The sequence below is a fragment of the Daejeonella sp. genome (genome assembly GCF_030695525.1).
Lineage (GTDB): Bacteria > Bacteroidota > Bacteroidia > Sphingobacteriales > Sphingobacteriaceae > Daejeonella.
Genome location: NZ_JAUYSS010000040.1, coordinates 44,056 through 68,868, shown reverse-complemented (window position 1 = coordinate 68,868; position 24,813 = coordinate 44,056). Strand labels below are relative to the sequence as shown.

Sequence of the window (24,813 nt, the reverse complement as noted above, 5' to 3'; positions counted from 1 at the left end):
AGAATTGAATATTATTTAATTTGATAAAGCATATGAACCAATGCATTCCTGAGCACCTCCCTGGTATCCGGATCTATCTGTTCTGCCGTGAATCGCTTCCAATCAGAATACCATGCTTCAAATCTTTTCATCCGGCTTAAGCCCATCCAGATAAAATTTATCTTCACATGGGCCGGTGCATTTAAACGAAACAGGTTTTCGGCAGAATCCCTAAAGCTTTTATCCTGAAAACGGGCAGGCCAGGAAGGAAAGATGACACTCATATTGAGTCTGAAAAAATCTTCCCTTATCATCAGGTGATCCTCACCTTTCACTACCATTTGAAATCTGGAAAGAAATTTCTCCTTCTGTCTTGCGTAGATCTTAAAATAATTAAACAAATTTTGATCTTCCTGCTCAGGATGTTCTTTGCTATAAGACTCTGGAAGATCAGCGACCCCAGCATACAGGTTTACCTTACAAAATGGTGCAAGTTTTTCTGCATTTATTTCAGCTTCTTCTGATAAAAGTTCGATTAAAGATGCCATGACGTCTTCACGTTCCTGAAATGTCATCCATTTACTTTGTTCCATTAAATTCTGTCCATTTCTGGCAATAAATTTGAAGCCGAATACTTTCGAATCCATATCAGGCCGAAGCAAAATATGCTCGAGCAGATAAAATCCTTCCGACCCGATATTGACTTTTTTAATATAATCAATAAGGTTCTTTAATGCTTTCATTGCATCTGCATGATTCGATAAGCGACTAATCAAGGTCCATTTTACCTCAGCAGGTGACTTATAAAGTATGACATAGGCACCATCTTTTGCGGGATCAGGGCCGATTCTGAAATTTTTGATATCCAATGCATGTTTAAGGATACTCAATTCCTGGTTCTGAATCAGAAATGCATCATTGGGAACCTTATCATTTCCTATTACGTTTCCCTCATTAAAAAGGGAGCTGATCTCAGTTCTATTCATCAGAACCTGAGGCATATCATTTTGAAAGGTAGGTTCAATAGATTGCCGTACTTTTGTTGCTGAAGTGAAAGTCGCTTTAGCTGCGGTTGTATCAACACTAATATTTTCATCATCCAGTACAGCACTCAACTTTTTGCCTGTACTTTCATCAGGAATATAAAGTAATAATCGCATTTTGGCAGCAAAATCCCAATGGTCTGCAGTTTTCTTCGGTTTAAGATAATTAAATGCCCGGAACCTACCTGAACTGAATTTTGGAAGATTCTTTAAAATAGATGATTTCCACTTTAGTTCAGTACTTATTCTGTTTTCATTCAGATAAGTTTCATAAAGTGTAGTGTAGAGTTGAACCGGGAATGGAGTAACAAACTCATTAAACCTTGCCAGAAGATGATCAAAAAGTTGATTTTTCCTATCATCAAATGTCTTGTCAGTTTCTAATGAACCATTTACCGCCTCAATATATCCGTTTTTATCATCCTTCTTGAAATTCTCCCAGTCCTGTTCAGACATTTCAGGATACTTGGATGAGAATGACCTTAACAAGTATTTAACATCCGGAACACTATTTAATGGATTCCCGTAATAAGTACTGGATTTAGATTGATTCAGATCAATGGATAGCGTATCCCCTATATTTGAAAGCTGAGCCAAATAATTAGCCATAATTTGCTCAAAGAAAAGAAGATATCCTTTCAATTGCTTTGCCTTTGCTTTTCTGGATTTGGGCGTATTATTGGCAAGACCTTCATAGCCAATGCCATAAACCTTGGGAAATTGGTTTTGAATCGAGTGATAAACTTTATTATTCCGGTAATTGCCTTCTATACTCTCCCTAAAAGAATTGCCATAAAATGATGAAATAAAATCACGTTTATCAGATTCTCTAACCTTCTGCAGGATAGATCGAAACACAGGTCTTTTTACTGTTAATTCCAAATTATCTTTAAACAGTTTAATATGCTCTTCCGATGATTTTATATCAAGCAGTGCAAATCCATTTTCATTAATTTTAAATGGTTTGTTATAACTGCTTTGCTGCCCCTTAATAATTTTTAAATTTTTTACTGAAAGTACTCCTTCAATCTGTGATACCGACTTAATAAGTTCAGTTGGATCAATTGAGGTTTTTCTGTTCTGCAATTCACTTTCAGGGATAAATCCATTATTTAAGAAGGGTCCATTATAGATCTGGTCAATACTTAAACCTCTGCTTAAAAGTTCATCCTCTGTGTAATATTTTACAGGTGGGTTAAGGGAATTTTCGAGATGGTGAAAAACATAGGCCAATATTTCTTCGGGAAGCCGGTGAGGCTCAATCATTATCTCAGCTTCAACAACTAATTTCTCAGGTTTAAGAATAATAATTTCATTAATGATATCCTCACAAAGGTTCCTCTTTGCTACAAAGCATTTACGAACCTGTTCTGCAATGTTTGTAGAAATGCTATTATCGACCAAAAGTTTTTCAGCTGTTTTTGGATCTACCTGAACAACTATTTTATACAAACCGCTTAAAGTACCATCTGAATAAGCAGACCGGATTGGATATAACCATACATTTTTAACAACTTCTATCTCATCAATAATTACTTTTCGAAAATCATTTATTGTTACCGGATTAGTCGTTAATATGTCTTCCTTTATGAAAAATGCATTTTTATGGTAATTGATTTTACCATGTTCATTTGCTAAAAGATCCTGAAGTGGAAAGTCAGTTCTATAGGCAAGTTCTGTAATGCTAAAACATAATTGCTCTAAAATGGTTAAACCGGGATCATGAAGGTTAAAGTCGGTCCAGCTTTTACCTGAAAGTTGCTGAATTAACTCAATTCCGTTTTTCCTCAGAAAGTCAAAGTCCATTGAGGGTTCCTTTGAAGAGGCTTTATCTATAGAAACTGGTTTGATCATTTAATAGCTAAGAGATTTTATTCAGTTGGATCAAGAAATAGAAAATCGTCCCATAAACGGGTAATGGTATAATGAATAGCTACATCCTCTCCATAATTGCTGTTTGATCTTATTTCCAGATTGTAATCATGCGTTGTACCGGTCCAACGAAGATTTAATTTATTCCAGAAAAAACCATAATAAGTTTGAGTCTTTTTAACCTTACTTCCTCTTGGTCCGTAAACCCCTAATGCTACAGCACGCATCAAGGCAAATCTACCGGTTCCTTTTTTACCGGTTCTGGCCATGATCTCGAAAGCCTGACAATGATCAAGTTTCTCCAGAATGGTATGCCATTTACCATCTGCAGGCCTGGAACCGCTATTATAAGTCCCGATTCTGCCCTGCATACCAACAAAGCCATCAACTTCAATTTTAAAGGCATCATTGCATTTTGTGCCTATTCCAAGTTTGCCGTTGGTATGGAAAAAAAAGCTGTTTTCAACGTCATTTTTTATTCCTTCCGGGGTTTCAAATGGTTTCAATGCCAGACTTGTGGGATCAAGTTCGTCTTTGGCGATCAGAAAAAAAGGATCCTGTTCATTCAGGTCTTTGTAGAAGGAAATCAAATTTTTTGCTTCTTCGGTAGAAGAAATCCTTAATCCGTCAATTTCGTCTTTTGAAAAGCCATCATCAACCTTATGAACCATAGAATTGATCAAGTCAGAATAATGCTTCTCAGAGGGGACTTTACCGTTTCTGAAAAACTCCTTAAGCTGTTCCCGGCTTTGATACTGCTTTTTTTTTCCCATACCTTTATTTTATATTATGGCTTATAAAAAGGTTAATATATTCGTTTTCATCCAAATTCTGAGCAGAAGCCGTGGTTTCTTCAGAATCCGGGGATAGTACTTTGTCATAAACAATAAGTTCTTGTGAAATTGCAAGGTTAGAGATCCCAATCTCTACCGGATCTGAGTACTCTGCTTCATCCATAATTGTAAACATATGGTCATCTGAAGGAATGAGAACTGCTTCAGGTACTGATCCTCTTAAAAAGTTCATCTTATTTCTACCAAGATCATTCATGCCAGAAAGTGTTTCACCATTTCGTTCATTATTCCAGTTAAAAAAATGAAGAACTGAAAAACCAGTCAGATAGTCAACATAAGGGCGTTTTTTGATATAATTTAATAGCTCAGAAACATAAATTTGAGAGCCAATTTTAAATGATGAGCTGGATTCATATAACCAGGGGCATAAATACCTCCTTATATCTTCATTAAGTTTTTGCATATAATGTCCGATATCACCGGATTGTTTACCACCAAATTTAACTTTTCCGATAAGTTTTATCTTCTCATAAACAGGATTTTCTATTTCTATATCAACAAATGGGGAAATACCCGCTTTAACAAATTTTTTGATCTTATACAGATCTGCTAGGTTCACCCTTGGCTGATTATTGGTAAAAAAACTCTCATTAGCTTCTTTTGGAACTATAATTACCCGGATTTTCCTGTTTCCGGGTGAATGGAATCTGGTAAAAGATAATTCAGGGGAAATGCTTTTGGCCATCAGGACCTGGGGAAACTCCTCAAGTATAGCTTGCTCAATATCCCTGTTTGTAACCATTCTGTTTTTATGCCTTAATCGTTCACTGACTCTGATATAATATTGGTCAATAGTCTCAGCAGGTCTTCCTCCAAACGATGAGAATATCTGATTAATGCCATTTATTCCAGGAAGTTTATTTCTGAAAGATTTGATCGTATTTGGTGGGAGTCTAATATCTGTGATCTGAGAATTATAATCAATGATACGGGTTGCTGTAAGTGCATGCGGATAAACCCCTGTCATTTTTGACCTTATGCTAGACTTCCCCCTGGATGAAGCCCTTAACCAATAGAGGTTTGGCAAGATTCTGGTATTCCCGTTTTGTACATCCTCCGGCATCCTGATCCTAACAATTCCGGTATTGATGAAATTACTGGTAGTATCATATAAAACCTCCCCCTTATTCAGAATTATCCATGAGTTGTCGTATAAATAACTCCAGACAATTGGTTCTGGTTCGCTGGCATGATCAGAAAAATTCGTTTCCTGAAGCTGGAACAAGAGACTTAGTTCCTGTTTTGGATAAAGATCTTCTATTCCGATGTACAGATTATTTTCAAATTCAAAATCAGGAATAAAATTATAGGGTTGTTTATCACTTTCGGGATAGACATTTTCATAACCAAATGGGTATTGATGGATAATCTTTATACCTGAGTCTTCATTTTTTGCTGTTTTTATGAGCACCTCTGAATGTTCCAGGGTATAATCAACAGTTATTGATCTTACAACAGGAATATTAGGCGGATTTGGCAATGGACGCTTTTTAGAAAAGCGTTTTGAGTTATGCAATACAGTCTCCGGAAAGATCTGAGGATAGAGCTTTGAGCCAAATGCTTCTTCCGGAGCAGAAAACTCAAGTCTGACAGCACCTTCAGTAAAATTGGCGTCCGGAACCAGACCCTCTTTATTTAGTAGCGGGCGATTGGGTAATTCAAGCCTTTTTAAATCTACATCCCTTATTTGTGAAACCTCAGATAATATTTCTGAACCGAAATCCCCCCTATCCATGGTAAACAAATTAAATTCCTGCCTTTTTGATAAAGGAGGTTTGAATTTACCCTGGGATAATCCACTCAGTTTGACCTTGAATGAATCATTAGTAATATTTGCGTGGTATTCTTTTAAATAAGTAGCCCACCCACCTGAAACCCTTGGCAGGTCTATCCACTCCATTTTAATACAAAAGTCCCTGGTATACCTGTTAAAAATATTGGTATTCTTAATGTCAAGATAAGAGCCTATAACAGGCTGAGGACCAAATGGATGAAAGGGATTATCTGCACTTAGATTACCGATATTATTTTGAAGTTTTACAGCTCTGCTACCACTTACGTTTGCGGTAATTGTAACACGGTGAATCAATAGTTTTCTGAAAAATGAGAAAGGATTATGAGTCGAATAATTATTAAGAATCAGTTTTACTATCGGCCATTCAGCCTCATAGTTTTCACCATGAATTTCTGCTCTATAAATATCAATTCCTTTATCTACAGGTGAAAGCTCAAACTTTATCTCAAAGTTGCGCTCTTGCAAATTGATTTTTACGGTATACCTTTTTACCTCTACCCAGGCGGTAGAAGAAGTAAAACTGATTACAAATGCATCAGAGAGAAGTTCATAACTAACCGTCTGTAACAGCTTCCCGGTTACATTGGCATAATTCTTAAAATATTGAATCAGTTGTGTAAAAGATGTCTGTTCAAAGTAGATAGTCAATAAAACAGACCGATGTCCCTCGGGTTGGTAAAGAACCGGTGAAGCGAGTAAAATACCAATTTCCGTATCTTCCATCGTTCGGTCATCATCAGATAATTCAAACTGGCTTTCCCCAAGTACAGGCCAGGGTTTGATCCCTGATTGCTGTTCAAAAAACCGGTCAGCCGGGATATTTTTATATGATGATTTATAAATCTCAATCTCTTTAACATCCTGGTCATCAGGATTTGGCGAAATTACCTGGGTATGCTCATCCAGAATTAAAGTCCTTATTTCCGGGATTTTTGCCTTTGTAACCACCATATCTTCATCTATGGCATAAAAGAGCAAATTTGAGTCAACTTCAGCCTGTAATTGTTCACCTCTCTCAAGCACAACACGGTCGAGTGATGAAGAATCAAAAACTATATGAACCGAATCTGGCCTGGCAGTATTTAACTGAAGTTCCAGAACTTTTTTAAAATAAAAATCAAGGTGTTCTGAACTGAGCTTATTAATCTGATTAATAAGATGTTCAAATAACTTAAGAAAAGTAATGCATAATGAAATATGCGGTGGGTATTCATTTTTTAAAATGTCATAATCCTTATAATAAAAGGCAGTTACGGCAAGGAAATTATGGTATTTTGACCTGAGATTGGTAAAAGTTTCTTTGATAAAACTCAAGGCAGGCAATATTCTGAGTTTTATATCTTCGGCTTCAGAAAAGATCTCCGGCACAGAAATACTCAGGTCGATCAGCTCTTCAGGATGGAGAAAGGCAAATGGTTCACCAAAATGTCTTTCTGCCTGTTTGTTATATGCAATAATCTCAGATATTTCCTTACTTAATCCTTTTATTATTCCGCCAAGCTCAAGGCTGACTTTATCAAAATTGTTTCCATATTCGAGCCTTTTACAGGTTGAATTAAACACTTCTATAATCTTATGCAGAAATGCAAATAAATTTCTGAGAGCTTCCAGGGCTTCTTTGTCACCAGATGCAATATGGATTTGTGCTTCGAGTTTCTCAAATTGAATCAGATGGCTTGTCAGATCAAATTTGGTAATCAGGAGGATTAGAATACTCTTATCTGATGTAAAAAAATCCTGCCAGTCGCTGTCAATCTTATCCTTTTCATTATAAAAATTAACCTGTCCGGCAAAATCAGACATAAATTTTAAAAAATCAGAAATTTTACGATCATCAATTTTTACATAACCCGGATCAAGCGCCTTAATACGCCTTTCGTCCTGAGTCATTCCGTCTATTAAATCAAGTAACTGATCATTAGCCATTTGTTATACAGAGCCTATACAGATGAAACATTTGTTCCTTCAATTAAATAGTAAGGGAACACAATATTATGCCTGGAATTAGTGATAATTACCTTGAAATGAATGTTAATATGCAAAAGCCCATTCTGGTCATTCTGTTCTAAAACCTCAGTACTAAGGAAAGTAATTCTAGGTTCATAATTCAGCAGAGCATGATAAATAAGGTGGTCCAGACTGGCAATCAATGTTGAATCAATCTTTTCGAATACCAGCCGCTTGAGGTCACAACCAAATTCAGGTTGCATAGTCCTTTCGCCGGGTGTTGTACTTAAGATAATCCTGATACTTTCTTCAATATCAGTGATATCGGAAACCATTGAAACCGAATGATCCGTTTTATTAAATACAGGAGGAAAACTCCAGCCTGTTCCTAAAAATGATTTTACATCTTCCATATTTATCCCCCAATCATTACTGTTGGACAACCCAAAACAATTGTACCCCCATGGGCGGTGGTATCACCCATTCTGGCGGCAGGCTTTTTTCCGATCATTACTGTTGCAGAGCCTTTTACTATAGCATCCGGTGGTCCAACACAAACACAATTATCTCCCATTACGGCTGCCGGCATCTTACCGATCAATACTGTCGGGACACCCGGCCCTATAACAGGTCCTCCAACATGAGGAATTGGAGGTAATCCGGGCGTAAGCATCGGACAGGTATGCATATCTGTTAATCTTGCTGCTGGAGGCATATTAATTTATCATAACCATTGCACCTTTTACAACTGTCTGACCTGCTGCAGATATCTCGGCAGAGGCATTACCTTTGGCAGTAAAGCCAACCTGAGCAGTATTAGTTATATTTAACCCTTCTACGGCCACATCCCCTTTTGAGTTCAGGGCTAATTTTCCGGTGGCATCCAGCGTAATATTACCGCTAGCTTTAATTACTATATTTTTAGGACTCTCCATTTCAATACCCGATGAGTTCAACTTTAGTGTATTATTATTCTGGTCTTTTACCGTAATTCCTTTACCCTGATCATCTAATGTAATACTATTTCCGCCGGGAGTAAAAATCTTAATGATCTTTTTCTCCTCATCAAAATTAATTTCCATCTTAGTTCTGGTGGTAATGGCTTTGGTATTATTCTTTGCCTCAATGGCAAAAGCTGCCGGAATTTTGCTGCTGTAGAGTGATCCCAGAATCACCGGATGAGATGGATCTCCATCAATAAAACCAAGAATTACCTCATCTCCGATTTCCGGAAGAAAATAAAAACCTGAGGTATTGCTAGCGTAAAGATGAGCCATTCTTGCCCAAAGCGCCTCGGTGTCTGCCAATCCCGGAATAGTAACCATTATGCGAAACTGGCTCTGTGGATCCTGGTCTAATTTCTTAACCATTCCAATCTGAATTCCATGAATTGCCGGAAACTGCCCTAAAGAAGGTGCATACGAAAATTGAGGAAGTTCTGAGACAGGTTTAGAATCAAGACCAAACTCCACCCTGGTAATCCATGAACCATCATCAATGGTATGTTCAACAGCAGAAATAAATGCATCTCCGTTAAAACGGTCACCAAGGCCTGCAAGCTGAATCATCTTTCCGGGTACTGCTTTTGCACTTCCCTGAAATGTAGTGGAACCCTTCAGGGCAGACAGACGCATTCGTAAAAGCTTTGAATCTGCCCAAACCTTGAGGTTAGCAGCATCCAGGGGTGTACCTGAATTTAAGGTTAGTTTTTTCTGGCTTAAAACACCCGATAATTTTTTGGCGGATATATTGCCTTGATCATTCATACTTGGCTCTGATGCAGCAGAAACCGTTGTTGTATGATTTGTAAGACTCCAGCCTACGGCTTCAATACTTTCGGCTTGTTTTTCGGCATCCAGTTCTGCATCAAGCGAAATAATGGATTGACCGAAAGTCAATAAAAGTACAGGAGTGGAATCCAAAACAGGTTTTCCTATTTTAACCGTCTCCAAATCATAACTTAATATAAAACCACAAAACTCTGCCCTGGAAAGAATAAAATCCCAGTCGGTAGCCGATTTCTGATAAATCACATCATTCACAACTGTTGATGCATCAACAGTTGCTGTTAAACTATAGGTATTAATTATTGAAGTGATAATATCTGAATCTTTCATTTTAGAAAAGATAGAATCATTCCGGTTATAGGTCATTTGCACGGCCTTGTGTTTACAGGTAATAATCAGGTTACTACTGCTGTCACTGCTGATTTTGATCGCATGCCTGACAATAACCCCTTTAAAGATCAGTTCATTCACTGAATCGTAGCCCGCACTTATCGAAATTTCACTGCCTGGAATAAGGGTGGATGTTTCCGAAATTGCAAAATCTCCTTTTTCAACCGCACCGTCAATCAGTACCACTTCGGCGCATGGAATCTTATTTATCTCATAAATTGTACTGATCGATACTATCGGATAGGTATCATTCAATGCAGTACCGTTCACAGTAATGCTGCAGGTAAGGGTCTGACCAGCTGTTTTTTCCGGTGAAGGGATTGCCATAGTTATTTTTTTATTGGTGGAAAATATATCTGATCACCGGGTTTAATATCCTGAAAACTATTCAGACCATTGGCTCTGGCAACCTCGACGTAATAAGAACTATCGCCATAAATGCGATAAGCCATCAGGGGAAGTGTATCCCCGGCATTGACAGTTCTTAAATGAGTCAAATCAGGTGAAGAATTAGCCCCTTCCTGAGTTTTAGTTTTATAATCTTTACTCTGGGTAATTGTAATGTCTATGCTTGCCCTTAATGCCTTTCCATCGGGACTAAATAGGCTGTATTTAATATCAATCTTTGAACATACACCCGTGAATTTCAATGTACCCCATAGGATAAGCAAGTAATAAGGGCGGTGTATTTCTCCCTGATATTTGGTGACCAGGTCGGTAAACTTTTTGATGTATTGGTCTACATCTCTGAATCCGGCAGGTAGTTTGACCACACCTGTTCCATCCACAAAAAATGTTAATTTCAAATCACTCTGTCCCATGCTTTTAAAGCTCTGGGTGCTTGCACTTGAACCAATGGTCTGATCCTGGGTATAATCAACCGTTAAAGAGCGTTCATAAGCAGAGGGGTTTATGAATGCCACAATAGAGTCCGACTCCACTCCTTTACAGGAAGGATCTTTAAATCCAAGTATTTTTAATTTAACCAGATTCTGCATATCAGCGCTCGGATGTATTTTTCATTCGAAGGCGAATGGTTTCCATACACTCTTTTACGATCTTGCTTTTAAGGGCCGCTAATTCCCTGGGATCAATTCCGGAATTGGACCTTTTGTTATTCTGGTCGACTGATACTTTAATTACTAATTCTCTGATTTCTATAGGCATCTTAATTTACTTTTGTAAAATAATCAAAACATAACTCCATGGTTTCAACAACCAATGTGTTTTCCTGAGCTTTAAAATCTGAAATTTTCATTGCTACAGGATATGCATTAACGAACCTCCAGGTGGAAATTGGTGCACCCGTCTGATCGAGAAGGTTAAGATTAACAATTTTAGGCGTAAAAGTAAATAATTCGAAGCTATTTCTTGCCCATGTTATGAGCGGGGAGCCAATGAGCATACCTCTTTTGAGAATGAGGTTCTCATAATTAGGAGGGGTGGGGAAACGGTGCACAAACCGATTTTCCCCACCCTCTTCCACATTTTTTGGAGCTATTTTTACACTTAGCCCGCTAACTTCCTGAAAACTACCTTCATTTACTCCCGTTATCCCTTCAACATTTACTTTAAAACTAAATCCGACAGGTGGGTAATATTGATCAGTAGTTCCCATTAATTATTATTATTTTATTGATAGGCCTTCGTGAGCCAGTTCCATTGTCTCTACCGCGATTTCATTCGCATCGGATTTCATATCCGAAACGGTCATTTTACATGGAAATGCGTTTAATAATGTCCAGCTCATTGCAACCTCATTACCTTCATCAAGTAAACTGATAAGAATAGTTGAACGCTTGATCGTGTTCATCTTGATCAGGTTATACTTATCCCAAAGTGCTTTATCACCCTTAAATATACCCTTTTTGAGAGTAATATTACCAAACTTCTTAATGCCGGGCATTTTAACAGTTGAATATACTTTACTGTTTCCTCCGCGATACTCAATAACCTGAGTTTCTGAAGATAAACCGGTTACTTCCTGAAATATAAGCTCTGCATCGTCCCATTTCACTTGAAATGAGAACTTAACTAACGGCCAGGTTGCCGTTGATTGTGCTAAACCATCTTCTGCCATAATTGTAATATTTAAATGTAAATAATAAGTTTAATTAATTGATTATGATTGTTGCATTTGTTGCTGGAACGTAATTACGATAAATTCAGCAGGGCGAACCAATGCAACTTTTACTGTAATCAACATTTTTCCATCAAGTATATCAGTTGGTGTCATTGTAGATCCCAGACCTATCTGTACATCAAAAGCTACTTCAGGTGCTGCACCTGCAAGAGCTCCTTGTTTCCAGAGATTAATCAGGAAGTTATCAATCATACTTTTGACAGTTACCCAGGTATTTGAATCATTAGGCTCAAATACATAAGCCCTGGCAGCTAATTTAATTGATTGCTCAATCATGATCAAAGTCCTTCTCACATTGATATATCTCCAATCCTGACTGTTTCCATCCAATGTACGACCGCCCCAAACAAGACAACCAATTCCAGGGAAAGAACGGATAACGTTAATTGATTTTCCGGCCATTACATCTACATTAAGACTTTGCTGACCTTCACTTGAAATGTTCACTGCCGGCGCATTAACCATGCTCACAGAAACATTGGCCGGTGCTTTCCATACTCCCCTGCTGTTATCAACCTGGGTATATATACCTGCCATCGCTCCGCTTGGAGGAAGCTGATTCAGCTTGGTACGAATTTCAGTAAGAATGTTAGTATAGGTAGGACTAACAGCTTTTAAACCCTGATGCAGGTGTTTCTTGGCAGTAAGCAAATCAGCTGAACCTGCCTCTAACTTAGCACTATCTTCATTATATTTCGCATAGATGTTTTTTGCATCGGCTTCAGGCAGTAAGGCAGAAAGATCACCATCAACATTTTCAAAATCTATTTCATCGTTCTGAACGATAGAGGTATTCAGCCAAGGGTAATAAGCTGCACCATAATTCAGGAAGTTGATACCAATAGCTTCACGGAAATCATTGATCACAACTGCTGTTTCATCTGTAGGCTCTTGTTTCACTACATCAAAAATTGCAAAACGGCTTTGCATTTTAGCACAATGTGCCAGTACCTTTTGGTAAATTCCATAGCATTCAGCACCCAGAGCAATGGCATCAGGGATTACGACCAGGGTTGGCTCAAATTCCTTTTCCAAAATGTCCAGAACTTCAAAATCACCGGGTTTAATCTCCAGGGATTCTGCTCCGCCGTAAATACCTACAGAAAGGATATAGCAAGGGCCACCACCGTTTGCATAAAACAAACGAATACTGTTGAACATATAAGCGATGTTTCCATCCTTAAATGCAACCTTTTTAGGAGCCCTTTCGAGCATAAATGATTCATCATCCCCAATTTGTGAATCCACAATCGTGAACTTAGATTTGAACCCTTCGCCGAAACATTCGATGTACTCGGCAAATGAAGTAATCCGGGTAGGTTTTCCTACCAACGATTTCCCGTTCCGCTCTGCCATTGATGTGTAGCCAATGAAAGCAGGCACAGCTGTTTCCACAGCAACTGCCGAACTTGGGAAGGCGTTCTTTTCTTCCAGGTAGACTCCTGGTGTCATTAATGTTGATGCCATTTTTTAATTTAGTTTAGTTAATAAATATTTCTGAATAATTGTTGTTTTCTATTGGATTGTCGCTCTTAATCAAACTGATCATTTCTGGGTTTGCTTTTGGCAATGCACGCATTACCACTTTATATCTTCCTGTTTCGGCATCATAATTCTCAACCAGTTGAAAATTTTGACTACTTCTTTCTGAAAAACTGATGGCTTGTTTAGATTTGAAAGCCAGACCTTCTATCCCGCTGAATTTCAATAATTCGGGGCCATCAAATGGTTCAGTACCGTTATTATCAATTATTGCAGGATTATTGAGGGATTGCAAATCTTCACTCATCAGAACATATCTCCAGATTGTTTCTTTGGCTTTAAAATTCAGGGAATAACTCTCAGGAAGACCCTGAGCAATCCTGAGATCAAGAATGGCGAAAGGCTTAACAAAAAATGGTTCATCAATTTCAGTTAGCGCCTTAAGGTCGCTTTCTGAAACAAAATCACCCGAATGTATTGAGGTTTTCAGCAATGATTCATTTGCTTCAGCATTGGAAAAATGAAATATTTTTTTGCCAATGTCTGAACCTTCAATTGAAGTATAATTATAAAAATTTGTATCACTCAGCGTGGCTGTGAATCTGCAATCCGGCAAATCAGAAATCAGATCTTCCCTGCTCCTGCTGCTGTTATTGAAGTTGGTATCAAATACAATGCGAAAACCACCCGGATAAGGTTTAAACAGCAAGCCGTTATTTAAAAATAATAGCTGTGTTGATGAAGATGGCGTAAAAGCCAGTCCCGCAAATACCTTGCTTGAAAAATAAGTATGGTTAAACGAAACGTTTACCAATACCTCGTAGGCATATCTCATTGTTATGAATTAGCAATATTGTTATCGCTCTCCACACCCGACACTACTGGTCTGATCTCCCTTATAATGTTATTATTGTAAGTCAGCATTCTCACCTTATAAATTACTGACGGCATATATTTGGCTCCCAGACTTCCCCAGACATTGTTTAATTGCTCGGGACTTATGCTTGCCATTTCAAATACTAACTTCTCTATCTCCGGGTCTAAACGGGGAGTATTGACCCTGGTAAAAGCGCTTTTCTGTTGAAAAAAAGCGATAATAAAAGAGATAAACCTTAATGATTCCGGATAATTTCCATTGCTGAAATAAGCCGAAAAAAGTACATAAAGGTTAATGGTTAATACAGGTGACTTATTAATACCGAGCGAAGAACCTGAAAATGCGGAATTATTCATTCCTACAGTTTCTTTTTCGATATTAATAAGGGTCAGGAGGATTTTATTTTCGCCTTGGATGGCAATGGTACCATCCTGATTTACAATGGCTGATAAGCTGACCTTATCTTCTGAAACTTTTAGCCTGATTCTGAAATGTTCATTAATTTCATCAACCAGACATGACAATGCCTCGTAAATCATTTTGTTAAATATCCTAAACCAACACCAGATTAATTCCAAACAATTTACAATGCTTCAATAAAATTATTCATTTTATATTCACACGTAAAGAGATATTTATTGTAACATTAAGAAAATAAATTGAATTTTAAAAAAAATATTTTTTTTATTCATCTTTACCTGTATCCTTTGAAGAACAAAAATGCTTAGATCCCTGGTTTGCCTTATATTCCTTATAACTTTATCGTTAACCTCCTCGTACTCAAGGGCGAAAAACGATAGAAACAGTCTTTCTCATAAAGAATATAGCACATTTCAGGATACTGCCAAAGCCGAAAAACCAAAATCAAACCCGCTCAAATTACTTCTGGATGCCCTGAAATTCAAAAAAAATGCCATTACTAAGGAGCAGCAGCGGGTAATGGTCCTTATTGAAAAAATAATAAAAACAGATACCTCACTTGTAACAGTAAAGCACCTGGAAGATTTCAAACTGGAACTCGCTGAAGCTAATAAAGAACAATTTCAAACTTTATTGGATCTGATAAAACAGCTCAAAATTCCTGAAAATCCCACAGTCTCAGAACAGCCTGAATCAATCCCAAGCGGAAATAAACCTTTCAAATTAATAAAGGAACCTGATCCCAATGATAAATACATCAATGATCTTGTAGACCGCCTGATCCCAATATTAACTGATAATAAGGAAGAACAGGAAAAGAAAAAAGACAGGCAGGAACAATTAAAATTAATGCGTGATGTTTATGCAAGCAAAAGTGCATTTCTCGATACTATCAATGACAGTACGGTAATCAGATACCGGTTAAAACTAGGTCATAGAGCTGAAGTATTAGGAATTTATCCTTTTGATATAAGGAACAGCCCTGGAAAGTACAATTTAAGTACACTTAGCTCATTGCTGTATGATTATTATGAAATAGACCCGGCTACCGGTTTATCCAAAAATTTTAACCGCTGGAGGGATGCATCAATTATTAATAATGTAAAAGAAGCCGGTGCAAAGGTCATTTTAACAGTAGGCAATAAAAACTCACTTGAAACTGCAAAATTTCTAACCAACGAAACAGCCAGAAAAAACCTGATCAATAATACCTTAGATCTTCTGGAGCAGCGCGATGCCGAAGGAATTAATATCGCATTTACAGGACTTAATAAAACGCTTCGTCCATATTTTGTGGATTTTGTCAGTGATTTATCAAAAGCTTACCGTTTAAAAACCAAACAATATCAGGTCATCATTACCTTACCGGTATATGATGAGAGTAATGCCTATGATATCCCTGCTCTGGATACCCTGACAGACCGGTTTATTATTGATTTCAGTAATAAGCCGACCAATTTTCCTGGTCCGATTGCTCCTCTTAGCGATGACAGTGATTATAGTATTCAGTCGAGCGTTTCCAGATATCTTAATATTGGAATTCCTCCTTATAAATTCATCTTAGGACTAAGCTATTATGGTGCTGTATTTGAGCGTAATGCCCGAACCGGAATAGAAAGGTTTAAAAATTATATTCCGTACAAGGAAATCCGATTAAACCATCAATATGCGCCGGTAAGCTATAATAAAGATCAGGCCTATGCTTCAATAGAAACCCGGGACGATGAAGGAATCCTAACCGGACATATTTATTATGATAATGAAAGCTCTCTGGAACAGAAATACGAATTTATTATTCAAAACGGACTTGGAGGGGTAGCGATCAGGGATTTAGGTGCAGATGAAGGATATGGTGAATTATGGGATGTCTTAGCCAGTAAATTTATTAGCATAGACACTATTTCAAAGGAATTGGTTCCTCTTAAACCGCGGCATGCTAATGATCAATCGATCTGGGGATATATTAAATCTAATTCAGTAGCATATTACAATGCATTACAATTTCCCTGTGATGAACAATATGATCATCCGGATGAACTTCTGTTAACCATTGTCAATATTATTCTCGGACTCTTCTCACTTATAATCATCATTATTCTGATCTATCAGATTAAGGACAAGGGGGAAAAGTGGCGCTGGAAAAAGCTTCTGATCAAAATCCTTATTGTTTCCATCAATCTCTTTATTATTACCATTTTTATGTGGCTCTATATTGACAATAGATTTCCCTGGTTTGGGGCCGGTGAAAATTGTATCAGCATGCCTTTTCTGGTATTATTGATGGTCATTTTTGCGGGGATAGTGTTTGGTTCATTAATCATGCGACTGCTTATCTTTCCTGCAATTCAGCATGATGAAAAACCATAAGTCATGAGATTGTCAACAATTTGTTTTTGATTTTGCTTCTGCAATATTCATAATTGTATCGTAATTCATTACATATCAAATACTTATATACAATAATTATTAAGTGTTCAATATACACAAAGTATATTTATGATATTTTCATTATTAATTGTGAGAAAAAACAAATAATTGTGAAACATTTGGTATGATATGACCGTAAGAGTCAGTAAATACAAAAACAAGTGATATGAAAACTAAATTATTTATCGCAGTATTAACTCTCTCAACCAGTATTATAATAAATAATGTTTTTGCACAAGTTTCCGGATCTGCAAACTACATGGCAGTTAATAATTCTACCTTAGTTTCGCATGACAGTTTATTAGAGCCAGGGAATACAATTTCAACTAGAACGGCAAATGAAGTTGATGCTGTACTGTACAGAAAAGCAATGTATATGGTATCTGAACAGTTTGTTTTTGACAATCTGAGTTCATTGAAAAAAGCCTTTGCAATAGCCGATATCTATTTCGATTTAGACGATGCCTCTATTCGTCCTGATGCCCTTCCTGTTTTAAATAATCTTGTGATTTTGATGAAAGAAAATCCTGGAATCAATGTAGCAACCACAGCTTATTCTGACAGCCGAATGTCAAAATACAATGAAAAACTTGCCGCAAACAGAGCTCAATCAGCCATTAATTATCTGATATCCCAAGGAATTTCGGCAGATCGTTTACAGATAGAAAAATATGGCAGACCAAATATGGGAAACCCATGCAATGATGATCCTTCTTGCTCCTTAGCTGTACAACAATTAAACAGAAAAACAGAGTTTAATATTGTTTTTAATGGTATTAATCTGGGACATGTGAATTGATTGAGATGTGAGATGTGAGATATGAGAAGGTACCTTAACACGAACATTTAAGAATAGATTAACCTGATAAACCTGTAAGCCCCGGAACATTCCGGGGCTATTTTTATTAAATAAAATGATCATAATCTAAAACCAATAAATTCTTTAGCCTATCTCTCAGCCGGTTATGGAAAACCTGTAAAATATGTTCAAATTATTTTAAAAAATATTTGTCACAAATGCCGAAAAGTCTATCTTTGCAATCCCTTAACAATTGAAAGGCTTCTGCAATTCTTGTTAAATGTTCGGGGTGTAGCGTAGCCCGGTATCGCGCCTGGTTTGGGACCAGGAGGTCGTAGGTTCGAATCCTGCCACCCCGACAAACGAAAAGCCTTTTCTGCTTCAGCAGAAAGGGCTTTGTTGTTTTACAAAGTCACCAAGCCTGCAAGGCTTGAGGGACGAAGTAAAACAACAAAGCCAGCTTCGAGGTACGAGAAGCGTAAGGCTTGAGTTTGTAAAGCCCCCCCTATTCAGGATCAGCGCAGCTAACCCTGCCACACCCAACATCACGGTGCCCTTGAGGGACGAAGTAAAACAACAAAGCCAGCTTCGAGGTACGAGAAGCGTAAGGCTTGTGTTTGTAAGCCCCCCTATTCAGGATCAGCGCAGCTAATCCTGCCACCCGACTTCGCCCGCCATAGCTTTTAATTTATGGCGGGTTTTTTTGAATCATTTTTTTTTAGTGATGATCGGCCGGGTTTCATCGGGCGATGCGATAAGCCTAAGGCTAGGGTTACACTTGATCTTGCTTTAACACCTAGCTATTAACAATAGTTAAACCATTTCGCATTGGTAACAGGCTCCAAGATAACATTTCTTAAAGGCCAATTATCCATTTCAGCACCTCCGCAAATTTAGCCCCGCCGGTCGGGCATAAAGGCTATACAAGCGGGCGGTTTTTCTTCGCAGGTTAGCTTTGTTGTTGAATATCATTAGCTGATCTAGCCGTTCAGGTAATTCCTTTTGGTTTGATAATGCATCAGGTAAGCTCGTTTGGCCGGATCGTTCAGGAATGAGCGTGAGATCAGGCTTTCTACCTGTTCTTGTTTGGAAAGAAAAGGCGGTAATAATTTATCTATCCTTTTGGACTGCACACCGATCCGTTTGCCTAACTCTCTGAAATCTTCTGCCGAGGCATGACCTTTGTTCTTCCAGGCCCGGGACTGGAATTTATCTGCAAAAAGCGCTGTCAGCGCAAAATCAGTATCATCTACATGCAGCCGGGTATCGATCAGATCATATGCCGGACTTAATAAATAGTCGCCGGATGCACTTTCAAGTAGCGCGAAGTTTTTGAGATGCGCATCACCATTAGAAAAAAGATAGTTAAATAGTACCATAACGAAGTATTTCTCTATTTCTATCCTCCAGGCTGGGACGAATTTCTGGAAAAGCAGCCCCAAGGCCTCATAGTTATAATCATACTTGAAATTGGGTCCGGCACTATCAGTTGACTGACGAGCAAGCGAAGCAAAATCTTCTTTTCCCCATTTTGTGCCGTCCTCTTTCACATCAAAGCGTTTGGTCAGGTAAGCGGGAGTACCATCCTGAAAAAAGATCAGCGCGTTCTCTGCTGTTTTTATACCGTAAACCTGTCTGGCGATCTGCATGGTGAGGTGTTCATTAGCAGGTACCTGATCAACTTTTTTCAAATCCCGGGGTATTGGCTTTAATATATAAGTTCCCTGTTCTCCCGGATGGGTTAAACGGAGCTGGTTTTTCTCTAAAACCATGCTCAGCTTTTCATGAACACCCGATAAAGAAATACGCTTCCGGTTTTCAATGAACTGTTCTTCTACTTCCTCATTGCGCGCAGCCTCATAAGGCAAGATATGGCTCACCTTCTTTTTATTGAACATGTTCTTTAGACAGAGCGGACTATACGTGTCAAATCCTTCTGCAAGAGTTCCCGGACAAAATTTTATTTCTTTTAAGTTCATGCTAGGTCAGCGGGTTTGACGGTGATAGCGCCGATTGTATCATGCTGGCTGGTAGCCATCAGCAGGCCGAAGCTGTCTTTCTCATCAATTTTTAACTGGGTGCACTGAAGTTTTTTGTTCACGCCCTCGCTCAGCATATTATAGAAAAAAGGGAACAGGTACTTGCTTTCATACCTTTTCTGAGATTTTGGCAGTGTGAGGCTTACAGCGGGCTTTGAGTCGTCGCGGTACCATTCATCATCATATTCAAAGATATAATGACCCACGGTTTCTTCCGTAAGACTGCCGACCAGTTCTCCATTCCGGTAAACATTGGCTTTTCTCATTATTTATCGTGCTGTGGTGCTTTTATTTCCAACTTGAGCTCCATGCCCAAAACTTCGATCAGTTTAGCTAAGGTTTCCAACGTGGGGTTGCCTTTTCCAACCTCCAGGGATTTCAATGTCCGCAGGCTTACATCGGCAAGCTCAGCCAGATGCGCCTGCGTTATGCCCAAGGCCTCTCTCCTTTCTTTAAGGACTGTTACAAGTTCTGTTTGGTGCATTATAATGCTCTATTTACTCAAATATAGTGGTAATACTTAATAAAACAAATAAAAAGAGCATTATACTGCACTTTTTGCACTATCTCATAGTTCCTGATAAATGTTTCAGCATTAAGGTGCATTATAATGCACCATCTCACCAGCCATAGCTTTTAATTTATTGCAGACGCGAAATATCCATCTAAAAGGAATGATTTTTATAACCTGTATCCATTTGCGTCTTAGCGTCTATGAGAGAAATCACCTAAGTATCTGATTATCATCATGTGATGAAGATCATCGGTCAAAATGATTATGGACATTAAATAACTCAAATGTAGTTACGATTTTGGTTAAAACTATTTAGACTATGAAAACAATCCTCCTACTCACCGACCATTCTTACAGCTCTTTTAACGCGGCTCGCTACGCACTGACTTTTGCTGGCACCTTTGAGAGCAGCAAAATAATCCTATACAATTCTTATTACGATCTGCTTGGTTCTTCAGGCGAAATTGCCTTCATTACTGTAGAATCCGATTCCTTAAAGGCGGAGAGTAACCAACGGATGGAAGATCTACAGTTATCACTTGAACCCTTTAGAAATGCTAATACTCGTATAGAAACGCTCACTGATGAGAGGCCATTAATTACTGCAGTATCAGACATATCCAGGGACCATCATGTCGACTTTATAATAGCAGGAAGCAAAAATCGCTCTGCATTAGGTATGCTTCTAATTGGAAGTCAAATATTTGATCTTATTAAAAACGTGCACTTACCAGTGCTAATTATTCCCACTGCCTATATTTTTGAACCGGTATATAGCGCGGTATTAGCTACAGATCTCCTGGAGGTGGAAAAAATGCCTCGCATGTTGATAAATCAATTCATCAATGATTACCGATGCAGGTTATTGGTCTTGAATGTTGACACTAATGGAGAGGAAAGCAGTGATATTGATCAAATCATGGGTATAGGAAAATTACACAGGCTGTTGGATGGAAATCTCATAGATTATTATTATACGAATCATCGCAATATAGGTAAGGGTATAAGAGAATTTTGCAATGAACACCACGCAGGCCTGATTATTGTCATCCATAAAGAGCATAGCTTTTTGCATAAGCTCTTTTACAAAAGCGTAGAAAAAGAGATGGTAATGTATTCGGATGTGCCTGTACTAATTTTGAACCAGTTGCTTGAAGGGCATGCCTATTAAATCTGGAGCGAGTTTGCTAAGGCGACCTCAATTTATAGAACAATATTATTAGCCGACCTTGGGATTTGGCAAAAACTCAGTATACAAAAGCTTCCCAAACTTGCATTTCACGGTCTTTAAGCATTGATAGAAGTCATCCCCTATATTGACCTGAATCATTTTTTGTAACCAATGGTAACGATATCTTCGAATTTGGTATCTCTCTCAAACTTTGACTTAGTCATTGATTATGAGTAGCAATAGTGTATAATTTCTATTAAACATTAATTATGAATTCACTAGTCCTTCCCTTTAATAAATTAGACATCGGGCAAATACCTGAAGTCGGTGGTAAAAATGCTTCATTAGGCGAAATGTTCAATAAACTGCTGCCGCTTGGTGTCAAGGTGCCGGATGGCTTTGCAGTTACCGTGAAAGGCTACCAGCTTTTTCTATCTGATAATAATCTTACCGATCGGCTTAAACAATTATTGGATTCGATACACCATGAAACGCTTGAAAATCTTCCTGAAATCGCAAAGGAGTGCAGGAGTTTGATGGCAAATGCCACCTTGCCCAAGAATTTGAAGGAAGAAATTCTGAATTCTTACCGCAATTTATCTGCTCAGGATAGCAATGTAGCTGTGGCTGTACGAAGCAGCGCCACTGCAGAAGACTTACCCACTGCCAGTTTTGCTGGTCAGCACGATTCGTTTCTCAATATAAGGGGTGAGGATGCCCTCCTTGAAGCAGTTCATAAGTGTTATGTATCTCTTTTTAATAATCGCGCAATCAAATACAGAATTGACAATGGGTTCGATCACATGCAGGTAGGTTTATCTGTGGGGGTACAATACATGGTAAGGTCTGACCTCGGGTGTGCAGGAGTAATCTTTACTATTGACCCTGAGAGCGGGTTCAAAAACGCCATTTACATTACAGGTGCTTGGGGGCTCGGAGAGAATGTTGTGCAAGGTGCGGTAACACCAGATGAGTTTTGGGTGTTCAAGCCTACTTTGCAGCAAGAAAAAAATGCCATTATTAGCAGACAGAAGGGAGCTAAAGAGCATACCATGGTTTATGATGATTCGCCTGGTGCTGAAAGACCAGTGAAGAACATAGAGACCCTCTTGCATAAACGATCCGCCTGGATATTAACTGACGATGAGGTGTTGCAGCTAGCCCGATGGAGCCATACTATTGAGCAGCACTATGGCATGTCAATGGATATAGAATGGGGAAAAGATGGAAGTACAAATGAAATATATATTCTTCAGGCAAGGCCCGAAACGGTCCATTCGCAGAAAGAACATGGAAAGGTGTATACCTACAAACTGAAAGAGAAAGGGAAAATATTATGTACCGGTAAGTCGGTAGGTAAAATGATCATAAGCGGACGTGCCTGCATTATTCATTCTTTATCTGAAGCACATAAACTACAGGATGGTGATATTCTGGTAGCTGATATCACCAATCCCGACTGGAATTCGCTGCTGCGAAAAGCTGTCAGTATCGTTACCAACAAAGGCGGTCGCACCAGCCATGCCTCTATTGTAGCGCGTGAGTTAGGTATCGCTGCGGTAGTAGGTACTGGCAATGCAACGCAGGTGATCCACGACGGACAAATAATAACAGTAGCAAATATTGAAGGTGATGAGGGAAACGTACTTGAAGGTACAGTTGCTTACGAAAAATTCACAACTGATTTTTCAAAGTTGCCCCAGGTAAAGACTACCCCCATGTTTATACTGGCAGACCCTGACAGGGCTTTTGAACTATCGCATTACCCTGCTGAGGGTGTAGGTCTATTACGCATGGAATTTATAATCAACAATAGCATTCTAATTCATCCCATGGCATTAGTGCAATTTGAAACCTTACCGAAAAGTCCGGTAAAGAATACCATTGCTCAGATAACTGCGGATTATAAAAACAAAACAGAATATTTCGTACATAAGCTTGCAGAATCTATAGCAAAAGTTGCTGCAGCCTTCTATCCCAATCAGGTGATACTGAGGATGAGTGATTTTAAGTCCAATGAATATAAATCACTGATCGGGGGTGAATATTATGAACCGGAAGAAGAAAACCCAATGCTGGGTTTCAGGGGCGCGTCGCGATACTACGACCCCCGATACCTACCCGGGTTCGGCCTGGAGTGCGAAGCGGTATTGCGTGTAAGAAATGACATGGGGCTCAGCAATGTTAAAGTGATGATCCCGTTTTGCCGTACTATACAAGAAGCAGAAAAAGTATTGCATACCATGGACACATTTGGCCTGAAGCGTGGTGAGAATGGGCTGGAAATCTATGTAATGATAGAGATACCAAGTAATGTTATACTGGCTGACAAGTTTGCAGGGCTGTTCGATGGCTTTTCAATTGGTTCAAATGACCTTACTCAATTGACACTTGGACTTGACAGAGATTCTGATATTGTAAGCCATTTGTTCGACGAGAATGATGAAGCAGTAAAAATATTAATCGCACAGGCAATTGCAGCAGCAAAGAAGGCAAGAATCAAAATAGGCTTATGCGGTCAGGCACCGAGTGATTTTCCGGAATTTTCACAATTCCTGGTCGACCAGGGCATCGACTCAATTTCTTTTACCCCCGATGCTTTGGCCAAAGGAATTGAGAATATATCAAAAGCTGAATTGATGATGAAGGCAGCAAAATAATTGTATTTAAAAACATTAAAAGTGGAGGAAAAAATGGACACATCAATGCAAATCAACACTTTAAAGGAAATACTCAATTATTAAAGAAACTTGAAACTGTTGAAACTTCACTTAAATCAAATGCAAAAATTGTAGTGCCGGCGGGATCAGAGATTGTAAATGTAATTGGAGAAATGGCTGGCGTAATGCCGCTTAAGTAAAAATGATCTGGGCAATTAAAACATGACAGATGAAAACAATAATTTGAAGCAGGATGTATTGCTCATTAACACAGAAAGAGGCGCCGTAATGAATATGCAACACGTAATTGAAACATTGAAAAGGGGCAAAATAGGATACCTCGGTACCGATGTGTATGAAAAAGAAAAAGGCATATCCTTTTACGATCACTCTAAGAACCCAATACAGGATGAAATGCTGGAAAAACTGATCAGCTTTCCCAATGTTATTGTAACCCCTCATCAGGCATATGCGACAAAGGAAGCATTGTCGAACATTGCTGACAATACTTTTTACAATATAGACTGCTGGGCGCAAGATAATCCTACAGAAAATGAGCTTACAGGGAAAGGGACCGTGCATAGGTATGTACCCACGACATGGTTAGATTGAAT

21 protein-coding genes and 1 tRNA gene are annotated in these 24,813 nt (G+C 38.5%); 6 read left to right on the top strand and 16 right to left on the bottom strand.

Annotation, left to right across the window (positions count from 1 at the left end):
• Positions 1-11: 11 nt before the first annotated feature.
• The 13 genes from Q8S11_RS09005 to Q8S11_RS08950 are packed head-to-tail and all read right to left on the bottom strand — an operon-like array spanning position 12 to position 14,708.
• Entirely contained in the window at positions 12-2,876 is a 2,865-nt protein-coding gene (locus Q8S11_RS09005) for a hypothetical protein (RefSeq protein WP_305661759.1), read from the bottom strand.
• Between the two features lie 17 nt (positions 2,877-2,893).
• Positions 2,894-3,667, bottom strand: coding sequence for a hypothetical protein (locus Q8S11_RS09000; protein WP_305661758.1), 774 nt, complete (start codon positions 3,665-3,667; stop codon positions 2,894-2,896).
• A gap of 4 nt (positions 3,668-3,671) precedes the next feature.
• Positions 3,672-7,433, bottom strand: coding sequence for a hypothetical protein (locus Q8S11_RS08995; protein WP_305661757.1), 3,762 nt, complete (start codon positions 7,431-7,433; stop codon positions 3,672-3,674).
• Positions 7,434-7,483: 50 nt separating this feature from the next.
• Positions 7,484-7,903, bottom strand: a complete 420-nt coding sequence (locus Q8S11_RS08990; protein ID WP_305661756.1) for a GPW/gp25 family protein — start codon at positions 7,901-7,903, stop codon at positions 7,484-7,486.
• Positions 7,904-7,905: 2 nt separating this feature from the next.
• Positions 7,906-8,205 carry a PAAR domain-containing protein gene (locus tag Q8S11_RS08985; RefSeq protein WP_305661755.1) on the bottom strand — a complete coding sequence of 100 codons (300 nt, stop codon included), beginning with the start codon at positions 8,203-8,205 and terminating at the stop codon, positions 7,906-7,908.
• Position 8,206: 1 nt separating this feature from the next.
• Positions 8,207-9,994 carry a type VI secretion system tip protein VgrG gene (gene vgrG, locus Q8S11_RS08980; RefSeq protein WP_305661754.1) on the bottom strand — a complete coding sequence of 596 codons (1,788 nt, stop codon included), beginning with the start codon at positions 9,992-9,994 and terminating at the stop codon, positions 8,207-8,209.
• Between the two features lie 2 nt (positions 9,995-9,996).
• Positions 9,997-10,665, bottom strand: a complete 669-nt coding sequence (locus tag Q8S11_RS08975) for a hypothetical protein (protein WP_305661753.1) — start codon at positions 10,663-10,665, stop codon at positions 9,997-9,999.
• A gap of 1 nt (position 10,666) precedes the next feature.
• Positions 10,667-10,834 carry a DUF5908 family protein gene (locus Q8S11_RS17840; protein WP_371135144.1) on the bottom strand — a complete coding sequence of 56 codons (168 nt, stop codon included), beginning with the start codon at positions 10,832-10,834 and terminating at the stop codon, positions 10,667-10,669.
• A 1-nt stretch (position 10,835) separates the two neighbouring features.
• Complete coding sequence (locus tag Q8S11_RS08970; protein ID WP_305661752.1) at positions 10,836-11,285, bottom strand: phage tail protein; 450 nt, start codon at positions 11,283-11,285, stop codon at positions 10,836-10,838.
• 9 nt (positions 11,286-11,294) lie between these two features.
• Positions 11,295-11,747 (bottom strand): phage tail protein, encoded by a 453-nt coding sequence (locus tag Q8S11_RS08965; RefSeq protein ID WP_305661751.1) that lies wholly within the window; start codon positions 11,745-11,747, stop codon positions 11,295-11,297.
• Positions 11,748-11,789: 42 nt separating this feature from the next.
• Positions 11,790-13,277, bottom strand: a complete 1,488-nt coding sequence (locus Q8S11_RS08960) for a phage tail sheath C-terminal domain-containing protein (protein WP_305661750.1) — start codon at positions 13,275-13,277, stop codon at positions 11,790-11,792.
• Positions 13,278-13,290: 13 nt separating this feature from the next.
• Complete coding sequence (locus Q8S11_RS08955) at positions 13,291-14,127, bottom strand: hypothetical protein (RefSeq protein WP_305661749.1); 837 nt, start codon at positions 14,125-14,127, stop codon at positions 13,291-13,293.
• A 2-nt stretch (positions 14,128-14,129) separates the two neighbouring features.
• Positions 14,130-14,708 (bottom strand): DUF4255 domain-containing protein, encoded by a 579-nt coding sequence (locus Q8S11_RS08950; RefSeq protein ID WP_305661748.1) that lies wholly within the window; start codon positions 14,706-14,708, stop codon positions 14,130-14,132.
• Between the two features lie 181 nt (positions 14,709-14,889).
• Here Q8S11_RS08950 and Q8S11_RS08945 point away from each other — a divergent pair, with 181 nt between their 5' ends.
• The 3 genes from Q8S11_RS08945 (at position 14,890) to Q8S11_RS08935 (ending at position 18,174) form a co-directional block, all read left to right on the top strand.
• On the top strand, positions 14,890-16,956 hold the full coding sequence (locus tag Q8S11_RS08945) for a glycoside hydrolase family 18 protein (protein ID WP_305661747.1): 2,067 nt from the start codon (positions 14,890-14,892) through the stop codon (positions 16,954-16,956).
• 226 nt (positions 16,957-17,182) lie between these two features.
• A complete protein-coding gene (locus tag Q8S11_RS08940) occupies positions 17,183-17,815 on the top strand; it encodes an OmpA family protein (protein WP_305661746.1) in 633 nt (210 codons plus the stop codon).
• Positions 17,816-18,100: 285 nt separating this feature from the next.
• Positions 18,101-18,174 (top strand) — tRNA-Pro (locus tag Q8S11_RS08935).
• Between the two features lie 621 nt (positions 18,175-18,795).
• On the opposite strand, the gene Q8S11_RS08930 is transcribed toward Q8S11_RS08935, so the two are convergent.
• Genes Q8S11_RS08930 through Q8S11_RS08920 form a run of 3 tightly spaced genes read right to left on the bottom strand, consistent with a single transcriptional unit; the run spans position 18,796 to position 20,338 of the window.
• On the bottom strand, positions 18,796-19,794 hold the full coding sequence (locus Q8S11_RS08930) for a type II toxin-antitoxin system HipA family toxin (RefSeq protein WP_305661745.1): 999 nt from the start codon (positions 19,792-19,794) through the stop codon (positions 18,796-18,798).
• On the bottom strand, positions 19,791-20,120 hold the full coding sequence (locus tag Q8S11_RS08925; protein WP_305661744.1) for a HipA N-terminal domain-containing protein: 330 nt from the start codon (positions 20,118-20,120) through the stop codon (positions 19,791-19,793). Before Q8S11_RS08925 ends, Q8S11_RS08930 begins: the two co-directional genes overlap by 4 nt.
• A complete protein-coding gene (locus Q8S11_RS08920) occupies positions 20,120-20,338 on the bottom strand; it encodes a helix-turn-helix transcriptional regulator (protein ID WP_305661743.1) in 219 nt (72 codons plus the stop codon). Before Q8S11_RS08920 ends, Q8S11_RS08925 begins: the two co-directional genes overlap by 1 nt.
• Before the next feature lie 349 nt (positions 20,339-20,687).
• Between Q8S11_RS08920 and Q8S11_RS08915 the strand changes: the two genes are divergently transcribed.
• The 3 genes from Q8S11_RS08915 (at position 20,688) to Q8S11_RS08905 (ending at position 24,811) form a co-directional block, all read left to right on the top strand.
• Positions 20,688-21,539 (top strand): universal stress protein, encoded by an 852-nt coding sequence (locus Q8S11_RS08915; protein WP_305661742.1) that lies wholly within the window; start codon positions 20,688-20,690, stop codon positions 21,537-21,539.
• Positions 21,540-21,808: 269 nt separating this feature from the next.
• Complete coding sequence (gene ppsA, locus Q8S11_RS08910; protein ID WP_305661741.1) at positions 21,809-24,199, top strand: phosphoenolpyruvate synthase; 2,391 nt, start codon at positions 21,809-21,811, stop codon at positions 24,197-24,199.
• Positions 24,200-24,421: 222 nt separating this feature from the next.
• Complete coding sequence (locus tag Q8S11_RS08905; protein WP_305661740.1) at positions 24,422-24,811, top strand: NAD(P)-dependent oxidoreductase; 390 nt, start codon at positions 24,422-24,424, stop codon at positions 24,809-24,811.
• The last annotated feature ends 2 nt before the right edge of the window (positions 24,812-24,813 follow it).

Coding starts and splice junctions, on each gene's coding strand:
- Q8S11_RS08975 (WP_305661753.1), bottom strand. CDS start 10,665: ATGCAGAATCTGGTTAAATTAAAAATACTTGGATTTAAAGATCCTTCC.
- Q8S11_RS08925 (WP_305661744.1), bottom strand. CDS start 20,120: ATGAGAAAAGCCAATGTTTACCGGAATGGAGAACTGGTCGGCAGTCTT.
- Q8S11_RS08940 (WP_305661746.1), top strand. CDS start 17,183: ATGAAAACTAAATTATTTATCGCAGTATTAACTCTCTCAACCAGTATT.
- Q8S11_RS08930 (WP_305661745.1), bottom strand. CDS start 19,794: ATGAACTTAAAAGAAATAAAATTTTGTCCGGGAACTCTTGCAGAAGGA.
- Q8S11_RS08955 (WP_305661749.1), bottom strand. CDS start 14,127: ATGAGATATGCCTACGAGGTATTGGTAAACGTTTCGTTTAACCATACT.
- Q8S11_RS08985 (WP_305661755.1), bottom strand. CDS start 8,205: ATGCCTCCAGCAGCAAGATTAACAGATATGCATACCTGTCCGATGCTT.
- Q8S11_RS17840 (WP_371135144.1), bottom strand. CDS start 10,834: ATGCCTATAGAAATCAGAGAATTAGTAATTAAAGTATCAGTCGACCAG.
- Q8S11_RS08990 (WP_305661756.1), bottom strand. CDS start 7,903: ATGGAAGATGTAAAATCATTTTTAGGAACAGGCTGGAGTTTTCCTCCT.
- Q8S11_RS09000 (WP_305661758.1), bottom strand. CDS start 3,667: ATGGGAAAAAAAAAGCAGTATCAAAGCCGGGAACAGCTTAAGGAGTTT.
- vgrG (WP_305661754.1), bottom strand. CDS start 9,994: ATGGCAATCCCTTCACCGGAAAAAACAGCTGGTCAGACCCTTACCTGC.
- Q8S11_RS08995 (WP_305661757.1), bottom strand. CDS start 7,433: ATGACTCAGGACGAAAGGCGTATTAAGGCGCTTGATCCGGGTTATGTA.
- Q8S11_RS09005 (WP_305661759.1), bottom strand. CDS start 2,876: ATGATCAAACCAGTTTCTATAGATAAAGCCTCTTCAAAGGAACCCTCA.
- Q8S11_RS08915 (WP_305661742.1), top strand. CDS start 20,688: ATGAAAACAATCCTCCTACTCACCGACCATTCTTACAGCTCTTTTAAC.
- Q8S11_RS08905 (WP_305661740.1), top strand. CDS start 24,422: ATGACAGATGAAAACAATAATTTGAAGCAGGATGTATTGCTCATTAAC.
- ppsA (WP_305661741.1), top strand. CDS start 21,809: ATGAATTCACTAGTCCTTCCCTTTAATAAATTAGACATCGGGCAAATA.
- Q8S11_RS08950 (WP_305661748.1), bottom strand. CDS start 14,708: ATGATTTACGAGGCATTGTCATGTCTGGTTGATGAAATTAATGAACAT.
- Q8S11_RS08960 (WP_305661750.1), bottom strand. CDS start 13,277: ATGGCATCAACATTAATGACACCAGGAGTCTACCTGGAAGAAAAGAAC.
- Q8S11_RS08965 (WP_305661751.1), bottom strand. CDS start 11,747: ATGGCAGAAGATGGTTTAGCACAATCAACGGCAACCTGGCCGTTAGTT.
- Q8S11_RS08970 (WP_305661752.1), bottom strand. CDS start 11,285: ATGGGAACTACTGATCAATATTACCCACCTGTCGGATTTAGTTTTAAA.
- Q8S11_RS08920 (WP_305661743.1), bottom strand. CDS start 20,338: ATGCACCAAACAGAACTTGTAACAGTCCTTAAAGAAAGGAGAGAGGCC.
- Q8S11_RS08945 (WP_305661747.1), top strand. CDS start 14,890: ATGCTTAGATCCCTGGTTTGCCTTATATTCCTTATAACTTTATCGTTA.